A 25,134-nucleotide genomic window follows, 5' to 3' on the forward strand; every position below is an offset into this window, starting at 1 on the left:
GTAAAGTTAGATAAAAATGCGGGCTTCAGGAATACCAATACCTATTGACAATCCTATTTATACCGCGGTGGACGCTGCAATGCGGTAGCGGCCATGGCAGGCGGTGTTTTAAAGCTGCATCCGAAGATCGTGGTGGGAAATGGTGCTATGAATGCTTCCAAAAAATATCGGGGGAAAATTGCTTCTGTGATCATGTCCTACGTAAAAAATATGGAAAATGACTTAAAAAATGCGAGACCGGAACGTGTGTTTATCACCCATTCCGGCTGTGACCGGGAAACAGTAGAGACGGTGTGGTTTCCAGCCATTGCGGTCTGGGTACGCTTGGCGTTTTGTATATTGCGTTATGATTTTTCAAACACGCTCTAAGGCGGACCGTTTATATCTTGGGAAAAATATGATCCAGATCGCGGCTGCCCATGGAATGACGGTTTACCCATGCGGGGAAGGACAGGAACTGGCTGCTTATGGCGCCGACTGCAGCGGCTGCATGACAAAGCGAACCTACGAGAAAGCACTTCATACCACACTTGCGATCCCGAAGAAACAGCCTCTTCGAAAGGCGTGCGCCTGTTTTATGGGAAATGACATTGGAGCGTATAATACCTGTCTCCATATGTGCAGATACTGCTATGCCAATTACGATTCCAGAACCGTAAAACAAAATTATGCCTTCCACGATCCCGCCTCCTCGACGGGCAGATGGTACTGGAGTTTAGCTGAAAAGAGGTTGATCGTAAGCTTGAGGGGGCTTGTAAATTCCCCTGGCGATGTTATAATGAAAATGGATTTTTTAACAAGTAAAATCCGGCGCGAGCCAGAGGCGGAGGTTGGCTTCCATAAAATACAAAAAAAGGAGCGAATAAAAAATGGCAAAAGTATTGATCAGCCCTTCCAAATATTTACAGGGCGCAGGAGAAATGAAAAACATCGGAACCTATGCAGCAAACTGCGGAAAGAAAGCACTGGTTCTGATCAGTAAAGGCGGTTATAAGAGAATTGGAAAAATGATCGAGGACAGCTTTGCGGCAAGCGACTGCGATGTGGTTTTTGATTATTTTAACGGAGAGTGCTGCAATAGCGAGATTAACCGTCTGGTAGAAATTGTGAAAGAAAGCGGCTGTGACCTTACCATCGGTATTGGCGGAGGCAAGATTTTTGATACAGCCAAGGCAGTGGCATACTATGCCAAAACACCGGTGTTTATCTGCCCGACCATTGCTTCCACAGATGCACCATGCAGCGCATTATCTGTTGTATACACAGAAGACGGCGTTTTTGAAAAATATCTGTTCCTTCCTGCAAATCCAAATCTGGTGCTTATGGACACAGATATTATTGCGAAATCACCTGTTCGTCTCACAGTAGCAGGAATGGGAGACGCCCTTGCAACTTATTTCGAAGCAAGAGCATGCAAACAAAGCGGTGCAGCCTCCTGTGCAGGGGGTAAGACCACAGAAGCCGCTATGGCCCTTGCAAAGCTTTGCTTTGATACCCTGATGGAAGAAGGCATAAAAGCCAAAATAGCACTGGAAGCCGGGGTATGCACACCTGCTGTAGAGAAGGTTATTGAGGCAAACACCCTGTTATCCGGAATCGGTTTTGAAAGTGCCGGACTTGCAGGCGCACATGCAATCCACAACGGATTCACTGTTCTGGAAGAGTGCCACCACATGTATCACGGAGAAAAGGTTGCTTTTGGAACTCTCACCCAGCTGGTTCTGGAGAATGTTCCACAGGAAGAATTAGAGGACATCATTTTATGGTGCATCGAAGTAGGCCTTCCAGTCACCTTAAAAGAGCTTGGCGCAGAAAACGTCACAGATGAACAGCTCATGGAAGTAGCTAAAACCGCATGCTCTGAGAACGATACCCTTCACAACATGCCATTTGAAGTAACACCGGAAACGGTATTTGCAGCAATGAAAGCAGCAGATGCATATGGCAGATATTATCTTGGAGAAAACTAAGACTAAATTAACGGAATAATGCAATTGAGGAGATTTTCTGATAAAATGAAAAGAGTAATTACCTATGGAACCTTTGATTTGCTTCACTATGGGCACATTAACCTGCTTCGCAGAGCCAAGGAGTATGGAGACTATCTGATCGTGGGACTTTCCACAGACGAATTCAACTGGAATGAGAAGCAGAAGAAATGCTATTTTTCCTATGAAAAAAGAAAACAGCTGCTGGAAGCCATCCGGTATGTGGATCTTGTGATCCCGGAGGAGAACTGGGAGCAGAAACGGACAGATGTGAAGGAATATCATGTGGACACCTTTGTGATGGGAGATGACTGGAAGGGGAAATTCGATTTCCTCAAGGAGGAAGGCTGCGAAGTGATCTACCTTCCACGCACCCCGGAAATCTCCTCCACGCAGATCAAAAATGATCTGAACATGAAGAAAGAAAACGATAACAGATAAGAAAACAAAATGAAACTGCCGCAAATGGGAAATACTATCCCTGGCGGCAGTCTTTTTTTTGCTGGAAAGTGCAGTTTCCTGCCGCAAACATTGACTTTCGTAAAGATTTCTTTATAATATAGTAATGATATGATAAAATTTGGGGACATCTACGTGAGGAAATAAATATGGAAACAAAGATCAATCTGGAAGACTGCTATCTAAATAAGGAAACCATGCAATATTGCTGCTGGAACCAGAATGAGGATGGACAGATTGTATATGAAGAAACACCTGCATTTAATCTGAATGGAACAGACGATATTCTGGCAGATGTGTGCGGGGATAGAAGCGGGAAGGTAAAGGTAACGCTTAAGGAAAAGAAGCTCTCTGATTTTGAGCAGGTAAGGGTGCTTCTTGCCGGGGTAAAAAATCAGGAAATTTATATTCTGCCTGTAACGGATGTACAGAGCGACTGTGAATTTACCATTGATACCAGTATCCTTCTTCCTGCCATGGAATATGGAAGAAATAAAAGCGTGCGAATCCTTCTGGAGACTATAGCAGATGGACAATATTTCCGATACCGTCTGGCTGATAAAGGCCGGGCAAAGCAGGACAAGGATCTGCAGAAAGGGAAAAAAGCCTGGATCTGTGAGCAGGCCTGCTCCGAAAAGCTCCTGTTAACCCAGGAGGGCGCCAAAGACATTGCATACACCCTGTGCGTCTACATGGATCAAAAAGGAAGATGGCTGTTCGGACTTTGCGCAAACTGGCGAATCCACAAAATGACACAGATGTGCCATCTGCGCTATCTTACCATCAATAAGAACCTTCTGAAGCTCAGACTGGTTACAGATGCAGATAAATATGGCTATTTCCCTGACAAGGTCCTGTTTCGATTCAGAAGCAAGCTGGAGGCAGAACGGGAAGCGTACAGCTTTACGATCAGAAAAAACAGACTGAGAAATAATCTGCGTCGCTTTGAGGCAGAGCTGGATCTGGACCAGGTGGAGTGGAAAAGCCTGTACTGGGATGTGCTGGTGGTATTTTTGAATCCGAAAACCGGGGACAGATATGAAGCTTCTGTATCCATGACCAGAAATTACCGCTTATTCACCGCGTTTTTATACAGCGGAAAATATAAAAAAGAAAACGGATTTTTCCTGTATCCCTACAATACGTCATCCAAGAATCTTGCATTCCAGTATCGCGAGGAAGGCGAATATGACAGATGGGACTTCCGTATGAAGGAAATGGTCGCATTTTTCCTTTACCGCCTGTTAAAGCCTTACTGGGACAGCCAGCAGATTCAGCTGGTATATGAGAAATTCTGCATGATGGCCCAGGACAACGGCTACTATTTCTTCAAATACTGCATGGAAAACGGGGAAGAAAAGAGGCAGAAAAATCACATTTATTATGTGATCGATAAGAATGCACCGGACCGTGAGAAGCTGCGTCCGTACAAAAATCGGGTAGTGGATTTCATGAGCATCCGCCATATGATCTACATGCAGGCAGCGAAGCTTCTGGTGAGCACAGACACCCGAAATCATTTGTACGCTATGCGTCAGAGAGGCAGTATCCTGAAGCGCTACCTGAGAAGAAAGGATCTTGTATTTCTCCAGCACGGCGTAACCGCCCTGAAGAAAGTGGATTTCTTCTATGGCAAGGGAAAAGCAGGTTCCTGCAATCTTTTCGTGGTAACCTCTGATTTCGAGAAAGGAATCATAGAGAAATATTTCGGATACGCAGAGGACGAGATCGTAAACAGCGGTTTTGCCAGATGGGATGTGCTGGAGGATAAATCAGAAGGCCTTCGGGAAATCCTGATCATGCCTACCTGGAGATCCTGGCTGGAAAATGCAACGGCAGAGGAATTCAAAAAAAGCGATTATTTCCGGAACTACATGGAGCTTCTGAATTCCAGGCGTTTCCACGATTTCCTGGAAAGGAACGACCTGTGCGCTAATTTTTATCTTCACTCCAAGTTCCGTGAATTTATGCAGGACTTTTCCGTGGAATCCAAGAGAATCCGCCTGATCGCATTTGGGGAAGAGCCTGCCAATGAGCTGATGATGCGCTGCAAAATGCTGGTAACCGACTATTCCAGTGTGTGCTGGGATGTATTTTACCTGGATAAACCTGTTGTATTCTTCCAGTTTGACCGGGAAAAATACGAGGAAGCACACGGAAGCTATTTGGATATGAGTAAGGAATTATTCGGAGAGTGTGCGGACAATGTGGACGGGCTTCTTACTTATATGGAAGAATGCGCAGCCGGTCATTTCGTGATCAAACCCCAGTACGATGCTATGCGCACTAACTTCTACAAATATTTTGACGATCAGAACAGCAGGCGAATCTGCGATGCCATTGTGGAAAAATGGGGCAAAAAGAAGGAAGAAGAGAAAGCAGATGAGCAGGAATAACGGCGGGACAGGGAGCAGCAGAAGGATTAGGAAAACCAGCGAAGCTGGTAACGGCAGAAGAATGCAAAGCAACAGCGAATGTAGTGGGAATCGAATTATTACTGTGACAAGGCTGAAATTAAAAGGCTCTGATTTTACGGTATATGCGCAGGCGGGCAAAGCTTTGAAAATTGAGAAAGCAGTGCTGAAATCCCGAAATATTGTCCGACCGGCAGAATATCCGCTGGAATATGAGTTGCTTCCGAAAGGAAAAGAAAGGCATTTTTCAGGAAGGCATCAGTTTTCAGAAGAGCAGCAGGCCTCCGGCAGGCAGCCGTTTCAGATCCGGATCTGGGGCAGCACAGGGAATATGACTTTATGGGAGGGTGACTGGGATGTGTATCTTTACACCGAAGAGGGAGAAATTTTGCCTGTAATTCTGGATGGGGTCACACGGCTGAAGCTTCTCTTTGGAAATTACGAGATTCCAAAGGGGAATCATATTTTATTTCCAATGGCAAGTACGAATCATATGCTTACGCTCCATGATCGGCTTCGGGCCTCATACGACAGTACCGCTACGGCAGTGAAAGAGAATGTCATCTATCTGTTTTACATGCTCACAAAGCCAGTGTGGAACAGGAAAAAAATATGGGTGATTTATGAGAAATACTGTACAGAAGCCCAGGATAACGGTTCCTATTTTTTCAAATACTGTATGGAAAATCTTCCGGAAAAAGAAAAAAAGCATATTTATTTCATTCTGGACAAGAAGTCACTCCAGTGGCCGCAGATGAAAAAATATGGCCGGAATCTGGTTCCTTTTATGAGTGCAAGACATATGTTGTACATGTTGGCAGCCCGGATTTATGTGGCTTCAGATGCCAGAAATCATGGATTTGCGTGGAAGCCTAAGCCTAATATTATTACCAGGCAGATTAGTCAGAAGAAAATGCTGTTTTTGCAGCACGGCGTAACTGCCCTGAAACGGGTAGACAAACTATTCGGAAAAAACGGTTCCGCCCCTATGACCTATTTTGCCGTCACCTCAGAGTTTGAGCAGAAGATCGTCACAGAGAACTTCGGATATGCCAAAGAAAACGTGCCTATTCTTGGCTTTACTAGATGGGATGTCCTGGAAAATAAAGCCAGACCAGATGAGAAAAACATCCTGATCATGCCCACCTGGCGCCCCTGGCTGGAAGAGCAGTCCGATGAAGTATTCCGGGAAAGTGAGTACTGCAGACGGTACCGGCAGCTGCTGGAAAATCCAGAATTGGGAGCATTCCTGCGGGAAAACAATGTGAAGATCATTTTCCACATTCATCCCAAAATGAAGGAATTCCTGGAAGCATTTCAAACAGAAAATGACCAGGTAAAGCTGATCGTCCAGGGCAGCCAGCCCTTAAACGAGCTGATCATGAAATGCTCCATGCTGATCACCGACTATTCCAGTGTGAGCTGGGACGTCCACTATCTGGCTAAGCCGGTTCTGTTCTATCAGTTTGACTATGACCTGTATCAGCAGGCAAATGGAAGCTATATTGATATGACCAGGGACTTATTCGGAGACAGATGTCTGGATCAGGAATGCCTCGTAAAGAATATAAAAGAATATATAGAAAATAATTTTAAGGAAAAAGAAAGGTATGCACAGATGCGAAAGGAGCATTTTGCATACACAGATCATAACAACAGCAGGCGTACTCTGGAATTTCTGAAGTCCAGAGGCTGCTGAGGGAAAGGAAAAGAAATGAGCGAATTACCAAACAGCTCAAAAGAGCGAAAGAAATATCTGGATGCAGCAAAAGGCTGGGGAATCACAATGGTGGTGTTTGGGCATATTACTTCTCTGGGAAATCCCATAGACCTATGGTTTGCAGCATACAAAATCCCCATATTTTTCATTGTTTCCGGCTACCTGCTCTGCATGCGCCAGTCATTTCGCAAGATGAGTGCCAGCCAGTATATATGGAAGCATTTCAAAAGTCTTATGATTCCATATTTTGGATACAGTGCCATTGTAATGCTGTATAATATGCTGGTTTGCCTTATGAAAGGCACCGGACGCGCACAGATGTATTCGAAATTTGTGTACCAGGCCTACACCACACTGAGCCTGAGAGGAATCAGTGCTCTGTGGTTCCTGCCGGCTTTGTTTTTTGCGCAGGTGATCTTTATCCTGGTAATGAAAGCAAAGAGCAATCTTGTGCGGATCGCCAGCGGAATCCTGTCTGTGGTTATCACGGTGTACACTTCAGACACTCTGCTTCCAATGCTGAAGGCCATGCTCACCGAAAGACAGTACAAAATCGTGTCATTTCCCATCCTGGCAGTGAGTAAGGGAATTCTGGGATTCTGGTTTATCGGGGCAGGGTATCTCTGCTTTATGCTTTTTAGCAAAATCAAAGAGAGAAATCTGCGATTTGTCATCGGTGCGGTGATGTTCGTGGCCACTATTTTCCTGTCGCAGAGAAACCTTCATGTAGACATCAACCTGCTTCGAATCGGAGACAGTCATCTGATGTTTTACATAAACGGAATTCTTGGCTCCATGGGAACCATTCTGGTTCTGGAATATCTGGAGAAATGGTGGAAGATGACTTATCTGGAATTTGCGGGAAAAAATTCCCTGATCATTATGGCAACCCATGGAACCCTGGGCTTCAAAGTCCTTGTGATCAAAGGATGGAAGGCAATCTACACCCTGTCAGAGACTGCAGGACCAAGATACTATCTGGAATGTACCGGCATTCTGGCAGAGCTGATGCTCATAGAATGCGGTGTAGTTTCCATTATCAATCAATATTTTCCATGGCTTACAGGGAAATTTAAGAAAAAAAACTAAAAGAGGAAGCATACATGGGGAAACTGAAAAGCCTTTTGAAGGCAGAGCTGGTCAGTCTAAGGGTTACGAAAAAGCCGGACCCGGGAATCTGGATTTTTTCATCTACAGATAACGCACATTACAATTACAATTCCCGCTATCTGTTTGAATATGTAAAGGACAACCTTCCAAAGATCACACCCTATTTTGTGATCAATGATGAGAAGCTAAGAAAAAAGCTTGGTGATAAGTACGGCGAACAATATTTTATAGAGACCTGCTCCGTTGAGGGTATGAAAAAGGCTCTGTCAGCAGGCGTATGGTTTACCTCTGCAGGACTTCCTGTTTACGGCACAGGTCTTGGGAAAAACAGGACAATTGTAAACCTGTGGCATGGAATCCCTCTGAAAAAAATCGCACTGATGGACCCTAATCTTTCCCGCCTTGCCAGAATCTATTTTAAGAAAATTTTTACAGAAAATTATACCTTTGTGCTGACCTGCTCAAGCCGGCTGATTCCTGTGATGGCAGAAAGCTTTCAGATTTCACCGGACAAGATAAAGGTCTGGGGACAGCCAAGAAATGATGTGCTTTTTCACAGGACAGACAGGGCTAAGGTGCTAAAGGAGCTGTACCCGGAGCTTCCATCCTGCAAAAAAGCAATCCTGTATGCACCTACCTTTCGGGACTATGGTATGACAACTTTGTTTCCCTTTGCGGATTATGACAAAAAAGCACTGGATGCATTTTTGGAAAAGGAGGACGCCGTTATCTTCCTTCGCACTCACATCAGCGAGCAGGGAAATGCAGGCCCCTATCTATCTGACCGGGTAAGATATCTGGGTAATGAACAGGCTGAAGACATTATGGATATAGCCGATATGTTTGATATTCTGATTACCGATTATTCCAGTATTTATATTGACTATCTGCTTCTTGACAGGCCGCTGATTTTCCTTCCCTATGACAAGGAGCAGTATTTAAAGGGCCGTGGAATGAACTTTGAGTACGATAAGGTGACACCTGGCGCAAAGCCGGACAGCCAGCAAAAATTTATAGATGCCATAGCAGAGATCTGTCATGGAAGAGACCGCTATCAGCAGGAGCGGCAAAAATGCAATCTGTTTTTCAATGAGATCCAACAGCCCTGTATGAAAAATATCTGTGATGAGGTAAAAAAGCATGTCGGCATGGACTAAAATAAAGAAAAAACTAAAAAGCGGCACCTGGTATCCCTTTTACAATACCTTTTATGAGAAAACCAGGATCGATCCACACCTGATTTTGCTGGAATCCAGAAGCGGCAGAGGCATGGAAAGCAATATTTTTGCAATTCTGCGGGAGCTGAACCGGGAAGAATATAAGAACTATACCATTGCTTTGGCCTGCCGCAGCGACTACAGAGATTCTGTGGAAAAAAAGCTGCAGCACTATGGATTAAGGGTAGATCATCTGGTGAAGTTTGGAAGCATTTTTTATTATCGAATGCTTTCCAAAGCCGGATTTCTCATCAATGACTCTACGTTTCCGGGACGCTTTATTAAAAAAGATGGACAGATCTATCTGAATGTGTGGCACGGAACTCCTCTGAAATGCATGGGAAGAGACAACCTGGAGGAGCGCTACAGCATGGGAAATGTTATGCGAAATCTTCTGATGTCCGATTACCTGCTTTTTTCCAATGTGTTTATGGAGGAAAAAATGCGGGGAGCTTACATGCTGGATAATCTGTATCAGGGGCAGTTTATTCATGAATGCTACCCAAGAAATGAGATCTTTTTCCATCCGGATAAGGGAGAAGCCCTGAAAAAGAAATTCGGCTTCGGGAACCTGCAGGTATCTGTCTACATGCCCACCTTCCGGGGGAAGGCAGATGCAGTTGACAGTAAGGATTCTGTAAAGGAAATGCAGGGCTATCTGGATGTTCTTGACCGGTGTCTGGATGAAGATCAGCTGCTTCTTGTTAAGCTTCACCCCTTTGTGGGAAATGGGCTGAACCTGTCCAGTTATCAGCACATTCAGAAATTTCCGGAGGGCTATGATACCTATGAGGTTCTGAATATGTGTGATGTGCTGATCACCGATTATTCCAGTGTTATGTATGACTTTGCCAACTCCGGTAAAAAGATTATCCTGTTTGCTTATGATATTGAGGATTATGCAGGAAGCAGGGGCATGTACGAGGACATCAGGACCTATCCTTTTCCTTTGGTGCGCACGCCAAAAGAGGTGGCAGACCTGTTAAAAACACCTGTCAAAGAGCTTGATGAAGCCTTCCGGAAGAAGTACGGAACCTATGAACAGGGAAGCGGAATCCGAAACCTCTGCCATCATGTGATCCTTGGAGAAAACCTCTGCCACACTGCCTCTGCCAGTGGAAATCAAAAGAAAAACGTACTGATCTATGCAGGAGATTTCCAACAGAATGGAATCACCACCTCCTTTTTAAATTTGATGAAGGAGCTTGATCAGGAAAAATACAACTATTTTGTTTCCTACCGCATGAATTCCCTTAAGGAAGCACCCTGGCGGCTGGATTGCCTGCCTCATCAGGCTAATGTGTATCCTCTTGGAAGCGAAATGAATATGGATGTGATTACTGCTATCTGTCAGGGACTTTACATGAAGCTGGGAATCCGCACAAAAAGACTTACACATGCCTATGCAAGAGAATGGAAAAAGCATTTCGGCAATTCCCGGTTTCAGGCAGTTCTCCACTTTAATGGTTACGAAAATTATATAATTTCCATGTTTGAGCAGGCACCCTTTTCCAGAACCATCTGGGTACACAATGACATGGAAAAAGAAATAGAGAGAAAGAAAAACCCAAATAAATATGTACTTCATGACGCTTATGCCTCCTATGACCATGTGGCAGCAGTAAGCCGTGATCTTACAAAGGCTGTGGAAGCCATCGGCGGGCGAAGGGACAACATTACCGTCATTCCCAACTGTCAGGATTACGAAGGAATCAAAAGGCGGTCCGGGGAAGCCATCTGCTTTGACCAGGAAACCAAATGTACCGTTTCCCTTAAGAAGCTTCAGGAGGTACTAAATGGCAGCGACCGAAAATTTATTAACATCGGACGTTTTTCCCAGGAAAAGCAGCACAGCCGTCTGATCCAGGCCTTTGAGCTTTTCTGGAAGAAAAACAAAAATACATGGCTGATTATAATCGGCGGAGCGGGAAATCTCTATGAACAGACCTGCCAGCTGGCAAAAAACAGCGCTGCCGGCAGCCATATTATTCTGATTCGAAGTATACGAAATCCTATGCCCATATTGAAGGCAAGTGATCTGCTGGTTTTATCCTCAGATTATGAAGGCCTTCCTGTAGTCCTGTTTGAGGCAGCAGTACTGGGGGTTCCCTTTGTGGCAACAAATGTCCCGGGAGCACGCTGCTTTTGTGAGGACTATGGCGGAATGCTGGCAGAGCCCTCTGTCTTGGGTGTTTTGAAAGGTATGGAGGCCTTTGAAAGGGGAGAATGCAAGGCACCAAAGATTGATTGCAGGGAAAACAACCGAAAATCCCTGGAGCTGTTTGAAACCCTTTTGCAGAAGACCTGAGACAAAAGAGAAAACGCTTGCAGCAAGAAAAGGTGTGCTGCGAGGAAGCTTTATTATGAGAGGAAAGTAAATGACTGAAAAACAGCAATATCTTCTGAAATTGTTTCGGGAGATTGACGAAATGTGTAAAAAGCATAACCTGAGATATGTAATGGCCGGAGGCAGTCTCATCGGTGTGGCGCGAAACGAAGGCTTTATTCCCTGGGATGACGATGTGGATATCTATATGCCAAGAGACGACTGGAACAAGCTGGTGGAGCTATCCGACCAGGTGCTTCCTCCAAATCGTGCGTTCCAGTGTGTGGATGTGGACAGAAGCTATACCAATACGTTCCCGAGGTATGCCTCTACAGACACCTGTGCCATTCACAGACACCAGATCATCGGAAAGGACAAGGCAGGAGAGATCATTGACGTACTGACTTTGGATCCTATTCCGGATGACGACAGGGAATACGAAAAATACAGAACACACCTGATGATCTATTCAGATCTGATCAACATAGCAGTGGTGTACGGAAACCGTTACGAGGTACCGGTTCATCTGTATCTGAAATATCTTTTTTCCTATCTCTTCCTTGGAAAAGAGAGAACCTTGAAAAAGCTGGAAAAAATCATGTTTTCCTACAAAGAAGAGGAATGCAGCCGCTATGCAATGCGCTGGGGCGGCTGTCCCTTCCTGTTTGATAAGGACATGATGTTCCCTGTTAAATACGGCAGATTTGAGGGCGTAGATGTAATGATCCCCAATAAAGTCAGTGATTACCTGATCTGGCATTACGGGGATGAATGGTCCTACATTCCCCCTCACGGGGAAAGAGAATCTCATGACGCAGTGGAATGTCACCATATGAATTATGAGGAATTCCGAAAAGAATATATGCCTAAGCTGGATACCTTCCGTCTGCGAAAAGATGCGGTGTTCCGCAAGCTTTACTACATGGCCACTGCAAAACGCTCCCACAGGCTCATACGCAAAAGACAGGAGCTGTTAGGGGAGGCTACTGCCCAGGATCTGATGAATAGGCTGGAGCAAAAGAAGGTTTCGCTGGAAGCTCTTCTGGAAAAAAGAGATTTCCATACTCTGAATCAGATTTTCGGAGATTACTTCCGGGTGCAGCTTAGCGCAGATTTTATCGGAAGAGAAGAATTTGTGCATATTTATAATTTCTATCATCCGGTTCTTATTGATATAAAGGAAGAGGTTTTTATGGCAGCTATGCTGACCCTTCTTTATTCCGAGAAGGTGTCCAAGGCATACAGAATGCTCAGAGTCCGGGAAAAGCTGCAGGGGCTTTCTCCTGCCATGGAGGCACTTTTACAGGATATTCTTATCTTCAGAAGTGGGGCCTGCCACTACGAATTTGGTGAAAACAGACCAGCAGAGTGGGAAATGGATCAGCTTCTGGAAAAATATCCGGACAATCCTTCCTTTCTGAAGTTTAAGATCCGCTTTCTGATGGAAAGGGCAAAGAAAGAGAAGCCTTCAGAAGAAGCGGAAGAATTTCTTTCCCATTGTCTGGAGCTGTTTCCTGAGGATGGATATTTCCTGAAATACAAGGGAGACCTGCTGTGGCTGCAGGGAAAATGCCGTGAGGCACTTGATGTGTATGTGGCTGTGAGAAGCAAAACCACCAACGGAATGACTCAGCTGGAGCTGAATAAATTCCTGAAAGAACATAAAATGCTTGCTATGGGAACCTGCAAGAGCCTGGTAGAAAAGGGAAAAGTACAAGAAGCAGTGGAGCTTGCCGCATTGTGGAAGCAGCTTTTGCCGGAGGATGAGAGCATTGACGGATATTTCTGCCTGATGAAGCTGGAAGGCCTGAACAGACCGGAGGAAATCAGGGAATTTCTAAAAGATATAAAAGAAAAGCTTTTGCAGGGAAAATCAGAAAAAACAGGAAAGCTTAAAATTGAAAATATGGTTTACCTGGATATATGCGCATACGGGGCAGAAAAGCTTGGATTTTCCAAAAAACTGGCTAAGCTCGGTACAGAGCTGCTTTATACAGAGGATATGCAAAAGCTGGAAGAGCTTCTTTCTCAAGCCCTGGAGCAGGAGAGGAAAGAAGAATGTAAGCCTGCAGCTTCTCTCATAGCAGGAGATATTCTTTATAAACAGGGAAAAACCTGTGAGGCCTTTTCTTATTACAGAAAGGCACTGAAAAAAGATGCCCCTGAATATGTCCGTATAGAAGGAGCAGACAGGGTGCTGAAGGATTTGAAGGACGGAAGCAGCTATATCCGCTCCTTTGGAAGAAAGCAGGACCTCACGGAATTTCTGGATGCATGGCTTGGCAAATACGAAAGCCTGGAAGAAATCAAAGAACTGTTAAAGGCGATTGTCTGAGGAAAGGAAAACAGGTACATTGAACAAAGAACAGCAGGTGCTGCTTTCTCTTCTTGAAGAAGTGGACAGGCTTTGCACGAAAAATAAAATTGAATACTATCTGGCACCACGTCTGGCGGTACACGCAGTGTATGGGGACGAGATGCCAAAAAGCCCTCTGGCAGGAGGAATTTTGATGAAGCTGTCTGATATGGAGCGGTTTCGCCTTGCATACCTTAAGGAAGAAAGGAAGGACAGAGCCCTGGAATCCATGTATGAGAATAAGCGCTTTCCCGGATTTTTCCTACGGTATGAGGACAAAAATTCCCTGTGCTTTCGAATGGACGAGGGACGAAATTACGAATATCCGGGAATCGGGATTGACATTTATCCCCTTAGAGGAAAGGAAAGCTCAAGGAAGCTCCATTTGTGGCTGCGCTGCCTGGAAATGGGCTGGATCCAGTTTTGCGACGGGCGTTCCCAGGAATTTACCTGGAAGGAGAAGCTGTGCAAGCTTCCTGTGGCAATTCTTATGGTTGGCGGAAGAGGCAGGCTTTCCAAATATCTGTATCAAAAGCTTTATGAAAACCAGAAGGAATGTAAGGGAAAAGACTATGTAGTCCGTCTCAAGGGCGCCACCTTGTATTACCCGAAAAAAATATTTGAAAAAACCAGAAGAGTAGAGCTGGAAGGAGTATCCTTAAGTGTGCCTGATGCAGTGGATCCCTATCTGAAAATCTGGTTTGGAAAGGGCTACATGAATAAGCTGACGGAGCCCTATATTCCCTCTATGACGGTTATCACAAGCACCAATATTCCCTGCCGGGAGTTTCTTGCCAAGTATTCCGGGCAGGTTAAGACTCTTGTGAAGGAGAGACGGGATCAGTACAACAAAGACAGAAAAGGGCGAAAATCCCGTGAATATCTGGACTGGTCCTGGAATTATGTGAAGCTGAAGGGCGAAGGGGTGAATCTGGCAGAGGTTTACGCACGAAAAAAGGAATATCTTCTCAACCTTATGGAAAACAGGGATTACCCCAGGCTGTCAGAGGAATTGAAGGACTATGACAAAATCATGAAGAAATATCTGGAAGCTGGTGAGCTTTATGCGCCGGATCAGGAAATTTTTCAGATTTATTTACAGCTTCTTTTGGCTACAGGTAAAAAGGGCTTGCTAAATAAGATTAAAAAATTCAGCTGATGTAGAAGCGAAAGCTTCAGGCAGACATATCGCGAAGCGACTGCGTTCATGAGCAAGTAACGAAGTGGACCTGGAATGTCCGCTCTACACATCCCCGGATGAGAGGACGAAATGTCGAAAAAGCATGGAAGTCCTCGAATATCCGGGGCTTTTTTTGCCCAAAATGTTCCCAAAATGCGCTTTGTGATTAAAAAGCTGAGGAATGTGCAACTACGTCCTTTTTTGGCTTTGTCCTGTTATAATAAAGCCTGTCACAAATCTGGAGGGAAAAATGAGAAAAAAGAGAACTTCTGTTGTTCATCGGATCTGCACTCTGGTCGGATCCCTCTTCTGTTTCATTCTGATTCCACTTCTGCTTATCAACTGTACCCTTATTATCAAAAGCATTACAAACAAAAATGAGGTGCCGGATATTGGCGGAATATTTCCCATGGTTATCCTGACAGATAGTATGAATCCCCAGCTGGCTTCCGGAGATCTGGTGATCTGCCGCAAAGTAAATGCCAGAAATATAAAGACAGGGGATGTAATCTGTTTCTATGACCCTGAGGGAAACGGGACGGCTACCGTTACACACAGAGTGACAGAAATCATTACAGATGAGACGGGCGCCCTTGCCTGGAAAACAAAAGGCGACGCCAACAATACAGAAGATGAAAAGCCGGTAAGAAGCGAAAATCTGGCAGGGATTTACTGCTGGCGGCTTCCCGGACTTGGAAATACGGCAATGTTTATGCAGAGCACAAAAGGAATACTGTTATGTGTGGTTTGTCCTTTGCTTTTGATGGCAGCTTATGATAAAAGCTGTGATCTGAGACAGAAAAAAGAGAAGGAAAAAAGTACAGAAGCATTGCTGGCAGAACTGGATGTCCTGCGGGCAGAACGAGAAGAAAAGTTAGGATTGAAGGGAGAATGCAAATTATGATGAAAAACAAAGCAATGCGGATTGCAGCAGGAGCCGGTGTGACCACTTTATTGACCATGAGCGTGATTTCAGGATCGTTTGCCAAGTATATTACAAGCGGAACCGGCACAGACAGTGCCAGAGCGGCGAAATTCGGAGTGACTGTCACTGCAAACGGGACGATGTTTGCAAGTGAGTATGCCACTGATGATGAGGCAGTTGGAACTATTGCGAAATCAGTTATAAGTAGTGGCGGAGAGGATGACCACGTAGTTGCACCGGGGACCAAAGGGGAACTGCTGAATGCCACGATTACCGGAAAGCCAGAGGTTGCGGTGAAGGTATCCTATGAGCCTACACTGACTTTAAATGGGTGGGAGTATACAGATGAGGAGAGTGCGTCGTCAGAGTATTTTCCAATTATTTTCAAGGTTGGGGATAAAAAATACGGTATGAAGGGTGTTAAGGATTCAACAGGAGCAGCGATTGCAAATGGAAGTTCCAGTATAGCTGAATTGAAAACAGCTGTTGAAAATGCAATCAAGGCATATTCTAAAAATTATGCTGCAAATACAGATCTGTCTGGAATCGGTGCGGATGGTTTTGTCAACGTCTCCTGGGAGTGGGCATACAACGGAAACAGCGATGAGAAGGATACATATCTGGGCAATCAGGCAGCAGCAAACAAAGCCTCCACAGTGGAGCTGAGCATGAAAACAACGGTAACTCAGATTGACTAAACAAAAATTCCTGCTCCTGTTGTGCATGCTTCTTCTGGTTTCCTGGTGGAATAAAAATTCCAAAGAAAATGTGCGTCATGGGAATGTTATCTGCCTTACAGAAGGAAAAAGCATAAATGCAAGGAGCAAATCTGCAGTCAGGGAGGGCATTCTTAAAAACAGTGAGACGGCAAAAGAAGATGGGAGTGCAAAGGCAGCAGAAGGTTTTCAGACCTGGGATGAACGGCAGATCTGGACAACAGATACTGCTGTTCAGATCTTTCAGACTGGAGACAGAAACCAGGCCGGGGAGCTTACTGTGCAAAGCGAAAGTCAGGACAAGGTGATTGCCCCCGGAACCAGCGGAGCCTACACCTTTTTTCTTCAAAACACGGGAAAAACAAAAATGGATTATAAGGTTTGGCTGAAAGCCGGCTGGGACATGGAAGCACTCAAAAGTCCCCTTGAACTAAGGCTGGCAGGGGAAAATGGATGGCTTGTAGGAAGTCAGGATGGGTGGAGCAGTCCGGAACAGATGGACAGGTTTCTTCAGGAAGGCTCTCTTCTTTCCGGAGAAAAGAAGAAATACATCCTTTACTGGCGATGGGCTTACGAGCGCGGGAAAGATGAAGAGGACACCTTCTTTGGAAACAAAGCAGAGGACACCCTTCATACCATTGTAATCCATACAGAAGCCGCCCAGAGCATTTCCGGCAATACAGGAGAAGGGGAGCCTGAAAAGAAAAGTAGCCAGAACAGTGAACAAACCGAACACAGGAATTCTGTGAAAACAGCAGATCACATGTCACCTGGAAGCTGGCTTACAGCATTAGTATTTACCGCACCTGTTATCACCATGTGCATAATCCTTATATGGTTTCGAAAGAGGTGCAGCTATGATAGAAAACAATAACAATAATCGCAAAAAAAGAAAACTGCGTCTGGATGCAGCTCGGGTTTCGCGGATGACACTGTCACGTATAATACGGCTTTCATCACTGACGCCGCCACTTATGGCGCTTCTGTCCTTTATGCTTTTGCTGGTGGCGCTTCCCACAGATATTTACGCCAAATACATTTTGCTGGCTGTTGAGGATTCCAACATGAAGGTGGCAGGATTTGAGCATAAGGTGTCCATCTGTCCGGAAGGAGAGCTGCCAGAGACTTGGGCACCTGGCAGCCAAGCCATATATTCCATTCTGGTATCCAATCAAAGCACCAATGGCATCAGCCAGACCAGCCAGACCTACAGAATAGAGGTTGTTACCGCAGGGACACTCCCTCTGCGCTGTACCCTTTTGGAAGAAAGCGAATGGGAAGGAAGCTGGAAGGAAATAGCATCATTTCAGGAAAGCCCTCAGGAGAAAACCCACATTTTTCAGACAGACGATATGCTGCTTTCGGAAGGCTGCTCTACAGAACATGAATACCGGCTGATGGTTTCGTGGGAGGATGCCTGCCAGTGGGAACCTATGGACACAGAGGATTTTATCAGGATCAATGTGAATATGGAGCAGAAGGATTGAGAAACAGGAAGGTAAAACTCGTGAAAAAATTTTACTTTGCAAAAGGGCAGGTACCAGGCGCAGCTTTTCTTCTGGCAATGGGAGCCGGCATATTTTTTACCTGCCAGCTTCAAACTGTTTGCGCAAAATACCAGTACCAGGAATCCCGGATTGATATCATACATTCAGCTAAAATAGGAAATGACAGCACTACGGACACAGTGCAGAACGCCGACATAGTGCAGGCTGCCGACACTGCGCAGAATGCAGACATAGTGCAGGACGCCGACACTGCGCAGAATGCAGATATGCTGCAGAGCACCGATGTAATTCAGCCATCAGATTTTAGAGAGACACCTGCAGCCTTCTTCGATGGAACCACCTTGGAGAAAGAAGACATGGTGGATTACGGATTTGTTTCAGAAGTAAATGAAATTCCAACCAGTCCGTTCCATGACTAGTGTGTCGACAAGTTGATTCTTGTAACAATCTTGCAGGATAAATTTTTTATTTCAAGGCGGAGGAAGGAGGCGTAGCGGTGGCTACGGCGACCGACGACAACGCAGAAATAAGAAATTTAGACGCAAGATTGTTCTAGAAATCAACTTGTCGGCACACTAGGAATGGGATTAAAATCTGACTGCGTTCATGAGCAAGTAGCGAATCGGATTGCGAATGTCCGCTTTACTAACAAAAGTTTTAACTATGTTTAACATTGGTAATACATAAAATTTAACATAAGCTTCTATAATTATTTACAAGAACAAAGAGAAATGTGGATGTTAGTTAAGGAGGCTTTTGTTATGAAAAAGGCATTGGCAAAAATACAGAAAACAGAGATCAATACGTATATAGATGAGTTTGTAAAAGCAAGACAGAAATACTTCACCGATGGCCAGGAGTGGCTTGAAGCAAAGGTTACAGATGAGAAAATATACGTCCAGATTGACCGGAAGCAGCTGGAAGAAGAGCTGGATGACATGATAAAAATAAGCCTGCAGTTTGGCAAGGTACTTCCTCTGGAAATGAAGATTCAGGTACGAAAGGTTGCCGGCGGAGCAGAAATCAGCTACATGGACAACGGTGCTGGAAGCTGGAGATGCGGCCGGATCTATGCACCGGAGAAAGCTGGAAGCGCAGTTTCTGCGGAAAAAAGATGGGGTGTACAGATTGCATAATGTGATAGACTTAAAATAAACAAACGGGTATGTTTTTATTGCATTTTCCCCTGTATTCTTTTACAATCATAAGTAGAATAAATAAGGAAAAAGGAAAACGGAGCTGGAAAATGGATTTAAAAAACAGAACACTTTCAAATTTTGCAGAGCTTGTGGAAACAGGTGAGTGTAAAAATTTCAAAGGAAGATTAAAGGTTGGTGTGGACCTTGGAACTGCTAATACAGTTCTGGCTGTTGTAGATACTTCAAACCGCCCGATAGCCGGAATTTCTGCACCCTCCCATGCCATTCAGGACGGAGTGATCGTAAACTATTATGAATGTGTACAGCTGGTAACCAGGCTGAAGGAGACACTGGAGGAGCGGCTTGGCACAGAGCTTACTTATGCAGCTGCCGCAATTCCTCCCGGTGTATCAGAGGGGAGCGTTAAGAGCATAGGCTATGTGCTGGAGGGTGCCGGCTTTGAGGTGACTAATATTGTAGATGAACCAACTGCCGCAGCGGCTGTACTTAAGATTCGTGACGGAGCGGTTGTGGACGTTGGCGGCGGTACAACAGGAATCAGCATTCTGAAGGATGGGAAAGTCATTTATACAGATGATGAGGCCACTGGTGGAACCCACATGACAATGACGGTTGCGGGACATTATCGTATTCCCTATGAAGAAGCGGAGCTGCTAAAAAGACAGCCAGATAAGCAGGATGAAATTTTTCCTGTAATTAAAGCTACGGTGGAGAAGATGGCTCTGATCACAGAAAAATTCCTCAAAGGATATGAGGTTCCGGCTATTTACGTTGTAGGCGGTTCTTCCATGTTCCGGGAATTTACATCCGTATTTGAGAAGCATCTGAAGCTTCCCGTTTATCAGCCAGTGCATCCACTTCTTGTTACGCCTCTTGGAATTGCCTATTGCTGTGAGCTGCCTAAGCTATCTCCGAAAAAAGACAACAAAATATAAAGGAGCAGCAGGCTCTTGTAAAAAAGGATTGGTCAGTCAAAAAACTGATCAATCCTTTTCTTGTCATTTCCAAAAACTCTAACTCTATGACTATTAAATATTCAACAGATCGCTGAATACCTTAAGGGCACCATCTGTATTATGCGCAAGGACACGCTTAGCGAGAACCTTACCAAGCTGAACACCCTCCTGGTCAAAGCTGTTCAGGTTCCATACAAAGCCCTGGAACATGATCTTATTCTCAAAGTGAGCAAGAAGAGCACCAAGGGAGGCAGGTGTAAGCTCATCCCCGATGATAATGCTGGATGGACGTTTGCCCTTGAAATTCTTATTCAGGTTCTCATCCTCCTTGCCGCAGGCAAATGCAATGATCTGAGCAGCAACATTGGCGCAAAGCTTTTGCTGGCTGGTACTGTTCTCAATGTCAACATCTACTCCAAGCTGGCTCTTCTTAAAGCCGATGAACTGAAGCGGAATGATATCAGAGCCCTGGTGGAGCAGCTGATAGAAGGAATGCTGTCCGTTGGTTCCTGGCTCACCGAAGATAACCGGACCGGTTACATAGCTTACCGGCTCACTGAAGCGGTTTACGGTTTTACCATTGGACTCCATATCACACTGCTGAAGATGTGCAGGGAAACGGCTTAATGCCTGTGAATATGGAAGAACAGCTGTGGAAGGATATCCCTGAACATTTCTCTCGTAGATGCCGATCAGAGCGTCCAGCATATCCGGGTTTTTCATAAGGTCACGGTTAGTTGCAAGCTGATCCTCAGCAGCAGCACCGTCCAGAAGCTGTGCAAATACCTCCGGTCCGAATGCAAGGGAAAGGATTGCACCGCCTACGGCTGAAACAGAAGAGTAACGTCCGCCGATATAATCATCCATAAAGATTGCGGTAAGGTAATCCTCGCTCTTTGCAAGAGGAGAGGTCTCGCTTGTAACTGCAAGCATATGCTTGGAAGGATTCAGACCTGCCTTAGTCAGGGCATCCTTAACAAATGCTTCGTTAGTCAGAGTCTCAAGAGTTGTACCGGATTTGGATACAACGATAAATAAGGAATGTGCAAGGTCAACAGAAGCAAGAACAGCAGCTGCATCATCAGGATCTACGTTGCTGATGAATCTGGCTTCCATCTTGAATGTGTTGTTTGCCTTAGCCCAGTTCTCAAGTGCAATGTAAAGAGCACGAGGACCAAGGTCACTTCCGCCGATACCGATCTGAACAACAGTGGTGAACTTCTCCCCAGCCTCGTTTGTGATCTCACCGGCATGAACCTTGTTTGCAAAATCAGCAGCCTTCTTCTGCTGTGCAACGTAGAATTCACGCTTGTCTACACCATCTACAACAACCGGATTGCCCAGCTGTCTGCGTGCCAGGTGATGAAGGACCATACGGTTCTCACCTGTATTGATCACAGCTCCGTTATATAATTCCTCAAATTTGTCAATCAGCTGTGCCTCGTCAGCAAGCTGTGCAAGAGCGGATAAAACAGTCTCGTCTACTTCCTTGGCTGCATAGTTGTAATTCAGCCCAGCTGCCATTGGTGTACTATAATCAGCTACACGCTTGCCACCCTCTTCACCGGACAGAGCAGCTGCAATGTCCACATGATTCTTAAGACTGCAAAGCTTGTCAAAAGAAGCCAGTGTGTCAAGATTTTTCCATGTTGCCATAATATAATTCCTCCTTTAAATGGTTGAGACAAAATTGTCCCGTCAGAGTCTCATGGCGAAACCCATATCGACTTTATTATACTGAAAAAAAACAGGAATTTCAATCCATGGTTTAAGATTCGTGAAAAAATAACATTGTTTCGGGAAAATTGATGAGAAATATGAAAAAAAGAACATTAAAGTGTGTTTGAAAAAGGCTTTCTGCAAGATGCACCTGCAAATAAAAGCGCTCCCGGGAAACAATCATTTCCCGGGAGTGTGCTGCAGTTCAAAAAAGAAAGGGGAAGCTTACTCCTGTGTAATTTCGGTTACTTCATATCCTGCATCTGTGATTACCTGGCGAAGCTTAGCTTCATCTACTTTTTCCGGTGCTGTGAAGGTTGTGGTTCCTGCCTCATGGGAGGAAACAACATTCTGTACGCCAAATGCAGCCTCAACGGCTTTGTTTACGTGTGCCTCGCAATGTCCGCACATCATTCCTGTTACATTAACTGTTACCTTGATCATAGTAGTGTTCTCCTTTTTATTTGTATTATTAATAGTGTTGCTTACAGTAGGATTATTAATATTGCTGCTTGCATTATGAACCTTAAACAGATTCAGTCTCAGGGCATTGGTTACCACGCAGAAGCTGGAAAGGCTCATGGCAGCGGCACCGAACATAGGGTTCAGGGTCCATCCGAAGATGGGGATCCATACGCCGGCTGCCAGCGGAATGCCGATTACGTTGTAGAAGAATGCCCAGAAAAGGTTTTCATGGATATTTCGAAGGGTGGCACGGCTGAGACGGATGGCTGCGGGCACGTCGGAAAGCTGGCTCTTCATAAGAACCACATCCGCTGCATCAATAGCCACATCGGTACCTGCACCGATGGCAATGCCAATGTCAGCACGGGTAAGTGCCGGGGCGTCATTGATTCCGTCCCCAACCATGGCAACCTTGCCTTTTTCCTTCAGGGAGCGGATCACGCTTTCTTTTCCATCAGGAAGAACCCCTGCGATTACCTGATCTACCCCTGCCTGTGCACCGATCGCCCTGGCAGTGCGCTCATTGTCTCCGGTAAGCATAACCACATGAATCCCCATGCTCTGAAGCTCTTTTACAGCCTGTGGACTGTCTGGCTTGATTACGTCTGCTACAGCAATGATTCCAAGAAGCTGGTTATTACGGGCAAAAAGCAGGGGAGTTTTGCCCTCCTCAGCAAGCTTTTCTGCCTGGGACATAAAAGCTTTGGAGACTGGAACCAGTGTGCTGATGTATTTCATGCTTCCGCCGATCAGCTTATCAGAACCAAGTGCGGCAGAAAGTCCGTTTCCGGTAAGGGCCTGGAAATCTGTAACCTCCGGGGCAGTAAGACCAAGTGCAAAGGCTTTTTCAAGAACGGCCTTTGCAAGAGGATGCTCGCTTTTTTTCTCAAGAGCATAGGCAAGGGTGAGAAGCTCTTTCTCGGTAATGCCTTCTGCAGGAAGAATGTCCGTCACCTCAGGCTGTCCGCTTGTAATGGTTCCTGTCTTGTCAAGGGCAACGATCTGGATCTTTCCTGCTTCCTCAAGAGAAACAGCGGTTTTGAAAAGAATGCCGTTCTTGGCACCCATTCCGTTACCTACCATAATGGCAACCGGGGTGGCAAGGCCAAGGGCACAGGGGCAGCTGATCACAAGCACGGAGATTCCTCTTGCAAGAGCGTAGCCAAATTCATGTCCGGTAAGCAGCCAGATAATGGTGGTGATAATGGAAATGGTGATAACAGCAGGTACGAAAACACCGGAAACCCGGTCTGCGATCTTGGCAATAGGAGCCTTGGTGGCAGCTGCGTCGCTGACCATTTTGATGATCTGGGAGAGGGTAGTATCTTCCCCGACGCGGGTTGCCGTACATTTGATGAAACCGGACTGGTTTACAGTGGCAGCAGAAATCCGGTCTCCTGCTGCTTTATCTACCGGGATGCTTTCTCCTGTAAGGGCAGCCTCGTTTACTGCACTGGAGCCTTCCAGGATCACGCCGTCAACAGGAATGCTTTCGCCGGGACGTACAACAAACACATCGCCTTTTACCACCTGGTCAATGGGAACGGTGATTTCCTGGCCATTTCGGATGACGACGGCAGTCTTGGGAGCAAGGTTCATCAGACCCTTCAGGGCGTCGGTTGTCTTGCCTTTGGAGCGAGCTTCCAGCATTTTTCCCACTGTGATCAGGGTCAGGATCATGGCAGCGGATTCAAAGTAAAACTCCATCATGTAGTGCATTACAAGCTCAGAATTACCGTCTACCTGTGCACGAGTCATGGCAAACAGTGCATAGACGCTCCACACAAAGGATGCCATGGAGCCAAGGGCTACCAGGGTGTCCATGTTGGGAGAGCGGTGCCACAGGCTCTTAAAGCCGTTGATGAAAAACTTCTGATTGATTACCATGATGATTCCGGCCAGAAGCAGCTGAACAAGTCCCATGGCTACGTGGTTGCCGTCAAACCATGTAGGCAGCGGCCAGCCCCACATCATGTGTCCCATGGAGAAGTACATCAGGACCAGAAGAAAGCCTACAGATGCGATAAGGCGCTTCTTCAGAATCGGGGTTTCGTGATCTTCCAGGGCCTTCTCCGCATCAGAGACAGATTCTTTCTGACTGGATTGGCTCTTAGAAGAGCAGCCGTACCCGGCTTGCTCTACAGCTGAAATAATGGCTGAGGCTGTGGCGGTGCCTTCAACGCCCATGGAATTGGTAAGCAGGCTCACTGAGCAGGCTGTAACTCCCGGAACCTTGCTGACTGCTTTTTCCACACGGGCACTGCAGGCTGCACAGCTCATGCCGGTGACATTGTATTGTTCCATAATAAAATTCCTCCTTATACGGGATGCGCCTTATCATGCAAGCATGAACGGCTGTTTGATCTTTTGACCCTGATATCCGCATTTATTTCATAAGCTTCTGTAGTGTTGCAACAAGCTCATCAATGGTCTCATCCTTACCCTCCCGGATATCTCTTGCCACGCAGGTTCGGATATGGTTGGCAAGAAGCTCTTTATTAAAAGCATTCACAGCGGCATTTACAGCGGCGGACTGGATCAGGATGTCATTGCAGTAGGCATCGTTCTCCAGCATTCCTATAATGCCCCGGATCTGGCCTTCAATACGCTTCAGACGGTTGACCAGCTTTCTTCGCTCCGCTTCGGAACGCAAGGTGTGCTTGGCGCAGCAGGAACAGACCTTCTGTGCAGGTTCCTGGCTGGAAAGGGGTTCAGTATCGGCTGCAGTGTGGCTGCAGCAGGTTTCGGATTTATGATCAGCTGTCATAGGCAGGCTCCTTTCTTATTAAACAAATGATTGGCCGGAAACTGCGAACCGGCGTTTTAACTTTCAAATACCCATTGGGGGTATCTTGCTTATGCACCTAATATATACCCCCTAAGGGTATTTGTCAACCCGATTTTTTAATTGTAAA

The 25,134-nt window shown here is 45.7% G+C and carries 21 protein-coding genes; 18 read left to right on the forward strand and 3 right to left on the reverse strand.

What is annotated here, in order from left to right; all coding sequences use genetic code 11:
• Positions 1-93: 93 nt before the first annotated feature.
• The 18 genes from DWZ38_RS16100 to eutJ all read left to right on the forward strand — a co-directional run bounded on the left by DWZ38_RS16100 (position 94) and on the right by eutJ (position 20,014).
• Positions 94-369: a hypothetical protein gene (locus DWZ38_RS16100; RefSeq protein WP_347519991.1), complete on the forward strand. Its 276-nt coding sequence runs from the start codon at positions 94-96 to the stop codon at positions 367-369.
• Complete coding sequence (locus tag DWZ38_RS16105) at positions 347-982, forward strand: DUF1848 family protein (protein WP_117854165.1); 636 nt, start codon at positions 347-349, stop codon at positions 980-982. Before DWZ38_RS16100 ends, DWZ38_RS16105 begins: the two co-directional genes overlap by 23 nt.
• Positions 870-1,970 (forward strand): glycerol dehydrogenase, encoded by a 1,101-nt coding sequence (locus DWZ38_RS16110; RefSeq protein ID WP_117854166.1) that lies wholly within the window; start codon positions 870-872, stop codon positions 1,968-1,970. The genes DWZ38_RS16105 and DWZ38_RS16110 overlap by 113 nt, the downstream gene beginning before the upstream one ends.
• Before the next feature lie 45 nt (positions 1,971-2,015).
• Positions 2,016-2,429: a glycerol-3-phosphate cytidylyltransferase gene (gene tagD / locus DWZ38_RS16115; RefSeq protein WP_021925443.1), complete on the forward strand. Its 414-nt coding sequence runs from the start codon at positions 2,016-2,018 to the stop codon at positions 2,427-2,429.
• 167 nt (positions 2,430-2,596) lie between these two features.
• Positions 2,597-4,843 (forward strand): CDP-glycerol glycerophosphotransferase family protein, encoded by a 2,247-nt coding sequence (locus tag DWZ38_RS16120; protein ID WP_117854167.1) that lies wholly within the window; start codon positions 2,597-2,599, stop codon positions 4,841-4,843.
• On the forward strand, positions 4,830-6,560 hold the full coding sequence (locus DWZ38_RS16125) for a CDP-glycerol glycerophosphotransferase family protein (RefSeq protein WP_178105355.1): 1,731 nt from the start codon (positions 4,830-4,832) through the stop codon (positions 6,558-6,560). The genes DWZ38_RS16120 and DWZ38_RS16125 overlap by 14 nt, the downstream gene beginning before the upstream one ends.
• 15 nt (positions 6,561-6,575) lie before the next feature.
• Positions 6,576-7,670, forward strand: a complete 1,095-nt coding sequence (locus tag DWZ38_RS16130) for an acyltransferase family protein (protein WP_117854168.1) — start codon at positions 6,576-6,578, stop codon at positions 7,668-7,670.
• 14 nt (positions 7,671-7,684) lie between these two features.
• A complete protein-coding gene (locus DWZ38_RS16135) occupies positions 7,685-8,848 on the forward strand; it encodes a CDP-glycerol glycerophosphotransferase family protein (protein ID WP_117854169.1) in 1,164 nt (387 codons plus the stop codon).
• Complete coding sequence (locus DWZ38_RS16140) at positions 8,832-11,216, forward strand: glycosyltransferase (RefSeq protein ID WP_117854170.1); 2,385 nt, start codon at positions 8,832-8,834, stop codon at positions 11,214-11,216. The genes DWZ38_RS16135 and DWZ38_RS16140 overlap by 17 nt, the downstream gene beginning before the upstream one ends.
• 70 nt (positions 11,217-11,286) lie before the next feature.
• Positions 11,287-13,569 carry a LicD family protein gene (locus DWZ38_RS16145; protein WP_117854171.1) on the forward strand — a complete coding sequence of 761 codons (2,283 nt, stop codon included), beginning with the start codon at positions 11,287-11,289 and terminating at the stop codon, positions 13,567-13,569.
• Between the two features lie 19 nt (positions 13,570-13,588).
• The gene (locus DWZ38_RS16150; RefSeq protein WP_117854172.1) at positions 13,589-14,749 is read left to right on the forward strand and encodes a LicD family protein; all 1,161 of its coding nucleotides are present in this window, start codon (positions 13,589-13,591) and stop codon (positions 14,747-14,749) included.
• Positions 14,750-15,020: 271 nt separating this feature from the next.
• Entirely contained in the window at positions 15,021-15,674 is a 654-nt protein-coding gene (locus DWZ38_RS16155) for a signal peptidase I (RefSeq protein ID WP_178105356.1), read from the forward strand.
• Positions 15,671-16,393, forward strand: coding sequence for a hypothetical protein (locus DWZ38_RS16160; RefSeq protein WP_117854174.1), 723 nt, complete (start codon positions 15,671-15,673; stop codon positions 16,391-16,393). The genes DWZ38_RS16155 and DWZ38_RS16160 overlap by 4 nt, the downstream gene beginning before the upstream one ends.
• Positions 16,386-17,285 carry a hypothetical protein gene (locus DWZ38_RS16165; protein WP_117854175.1) on the forward strand — a complete coding sequence of 300 codons (900 nt, stop codon included), beginning with the start codon at positions 16,386-16,388 and terminating at the stop codon, positions 17,283-17,285. Before DWZ38_RS16160 ends, DWZ38_RS16165 begins: the two co-directional genes overlap by 8 nt.
• On the forward strand, positions 17,269-17,898 hold the full coding sequence (locus DWZ38_RS16170; RefSeq protein WP_117854176.1) for a hypothetical protein: 630 nt from the start codon (positions 17,269-17,271) through the stop codon (positions 17,896-17,898). Before DWZ38_RS16165 ends, DWZ38_RS16170 begins: the two co-directional genes overlap by 17 nt.
• A gap of 20 nt (positions 17,899-17,918) precedes the next feature.
• Positions 17,919-18,338: a hypothetical protein gene (locus DWZ38_RS16175; RefSeq protein WP_147343028.1), complete on the forward strand. Its 420-nt coding sequence runs from the start codon at positions 17,919-17,921 to the stop codon at positions 18,336-18,338.
• Positions 18,339-18,680: 342 nt separating this feature from the next.
• Positions 18,681-19,055, forward strand: coding sequence for a hypothetical protein (locus DWZ38_RS16180; RefSeq protein WP_117854178.1), 375 nt, complete (start codon positions 18,681-18,683; stop codon positions 19,053-19,055).
• 110 nt (positions 19,056-19,165) lie between these two features.
• Entirely contained in the window at positions 19,166-20,014 is an 849-nt protein-coding gene (eutJ, locus tag DWZ38_RS16185) for an ethanolamine utilization protein EutJ (RefSeq protein WP_117854179.1), read from the forward strand.
• Between the two features lie 93 nt (positions 20,015-20,107).
• On the opposite strand, the gene DWZ38_RS16190 is transcribed toward eutJ, so the two are convergent.
• From DWZ38_RS16190 to DWZ38_RS16200, 3 genes are all read right to left on the reverse strand, one after another.
• Positions 20,108-21,691 (reverse strand): glucose-6-phosphate isomerase, encoded by a 1,584-nt coding sequence (locus tag DWZ38_RS16190; RefSeq protein WP_021925457.1) that lies wholly within the window; start codon positions 21,689-21,691, stop codon positions 20,108-20,110.
• 288 nt (positions 21,692-21,979) lie between these two features.
• Positions 21,980-24,523 (reverse strand): heavy metal translocating P-type ATPase, encoded by a 2,544-nt coding sequence (locus DWZ38_RS16195; RefSeq protein WP_117854180.1) that lies wholly within the window; start codon positions 24,521-24,523, stop codon positions 21,980-21,982.
• Between the two features lie 82 nt (positions 24,524-24,605).
• Complete coding sequence (locus DWZ38_RS16200) at positions 24,606-24,986, reverse strand: metal-sensing transcriptional repressor (protein ID WP_243000309.1); 381 nt, start codon at positions 24,984-24,986, stop codon at positions 24,606-24,608.
• Between the last annotated feature and the right edge of the window lie 148 nt (positions 24,987-25,134).

This window comes from Ruminococcus sp. AF31-8BH (genome assembly GCF_003460605.1).
Taxonomy (GTDB): domain Bacteria; phylum Bacillota; class Clostridia; order Lachnospirales; family Lachnospiraceae; genus Blautia_A; species Blautia_A acetigignens.

Excerpts from the sequence above, each read along its gene's own strand:
- DWZ38_RS16100 (WP_347519991.1), top strand. The coding sequence starts at position 94 with ATGGCAGGCGGTGTTTTAAAGCTGCATCCGAAGATCGTGGTGGGAAAT.
- DWZ38_RS16105 (WP_117854165.1), top strand. The coding sequence starts at position 347 with ATGATTTTTCAAACACGCTCTAAGGCGGACCGTTTATATCTTGGGAAA.
- DWZ38_RS16110 (WP_117854166.1), top strand. The coding sequence starts at position 870 with ATGGCAAAAGTATTGATCAGCCCTTCCAAATATTTACAGGGCGCAGGA.
- tagD (WP_021925443.1), top strand. The coding sequence starts at position 2,016 with ATGAAAAGAGTAATTACCTATGGAACCTTTGATTTGCTTCACTATGGG.
- DWZ38_RS16120 (WP_117854167.1), top strand. The coding sequence starts at position 2,597 with ATGGAAACAAAGATCAATCTGGAAGACTGCTATCTAAATAAGGAAACC.
- DWZ38_RS16125 (WP_178105355.1), top strand. The coding sequence starts at position 4,830 with ATGAGCAGGAATAACGGCGGGACAGGGAGCAGCAGAAGGATTAGGAAA.
- DWZ38_RS16130 (WP_117854168.1), top strand. The coding sequence starts at position 6,576 with ATGAGCGAATTACCAAACAGCTCAAAAGAGCGAAAGAAATATCTGGAT.
- DWZ38_RS16135 (WP_117854169.1), top strand. The coding sequence starts at position 7,685 with ATGGGGAAACTGAAAAGCCTTTTGAAGGCAGAGCTGGTCAGTCTAAGG.
- DWZ38_RS16140 (WP_117854170.1), top strand. The coding sequence starts at position 8,832 with ATGTCGGCATGGACTAAAATAAAGAAAAAACTAAAAAGCGGCACCTGG.
- DWZ38_RS16145 (WP_117854171.1), top strand. The coding sequence starts at position 11,287 with ATGACTGAAAAACAGCAATATCTTCTGAAATTGTTTCGGGAGATTGAC.
- DWZ38_RS16155 (WP_178105356.1), top strand. The coding sequence starts at position 15,021 with ATGAGAAAAAAGAGAACTTCTGTTGTTCATCGGATCTGCACTCTGGTC.
- DWZ38_RS16160 (WP_117854174.1), top strand. The coding sequence starts at position 15,671 with ATGATGAAAAACAAAGCAATGCGGATTGCAGCAGGAGCCGGTGTGACC.
- DWZ38_RS16170 (WP_117854176.1), top strand. The coding sequence starts at position 17,269 with ATGATAGAAAACAATAACAATAATCGCAAAAAAAGAAAACTGCGTCTG.
- DWZ38_RS16180 (WP_117854178.1), top strand. The coding sequence starts at position 18,681 with ATGAAAAAGGCATTGGCAAAAATACAGAAAACAGAGATCAATACGTAT.
- eutJ (WP_117854179.1), top strand. The coding sequence starts at position 19,166 with ATGGATTTAAAAAACAGAACACTTTCAAATTTTGCAGAGCTTGTGGAA.
- DWZ38_RS16190 (WP_021925457.1), bottom strand. The coding sequence starts at position 21,691 with ATGGCAACATGGAAAAATCTTGACACACTGGCTTCTTTTGACAAGCTT.
- DWZ38_RS16195 (WP_117854180.1), bottom strand. The coding sequence starts at position 24,523 with ATGGAACAATACAATGTCACCGGCATGAGCTGTGCAGCCTGCAGTGCC.
- DWZ38_RS16200 (WP_243000309.1), bottom strand. The coding sequence starts at position 24,986 with ATGACAGCTGATCATAAATCCGAAACCTGCTGCAGCCACACTGCAGCC.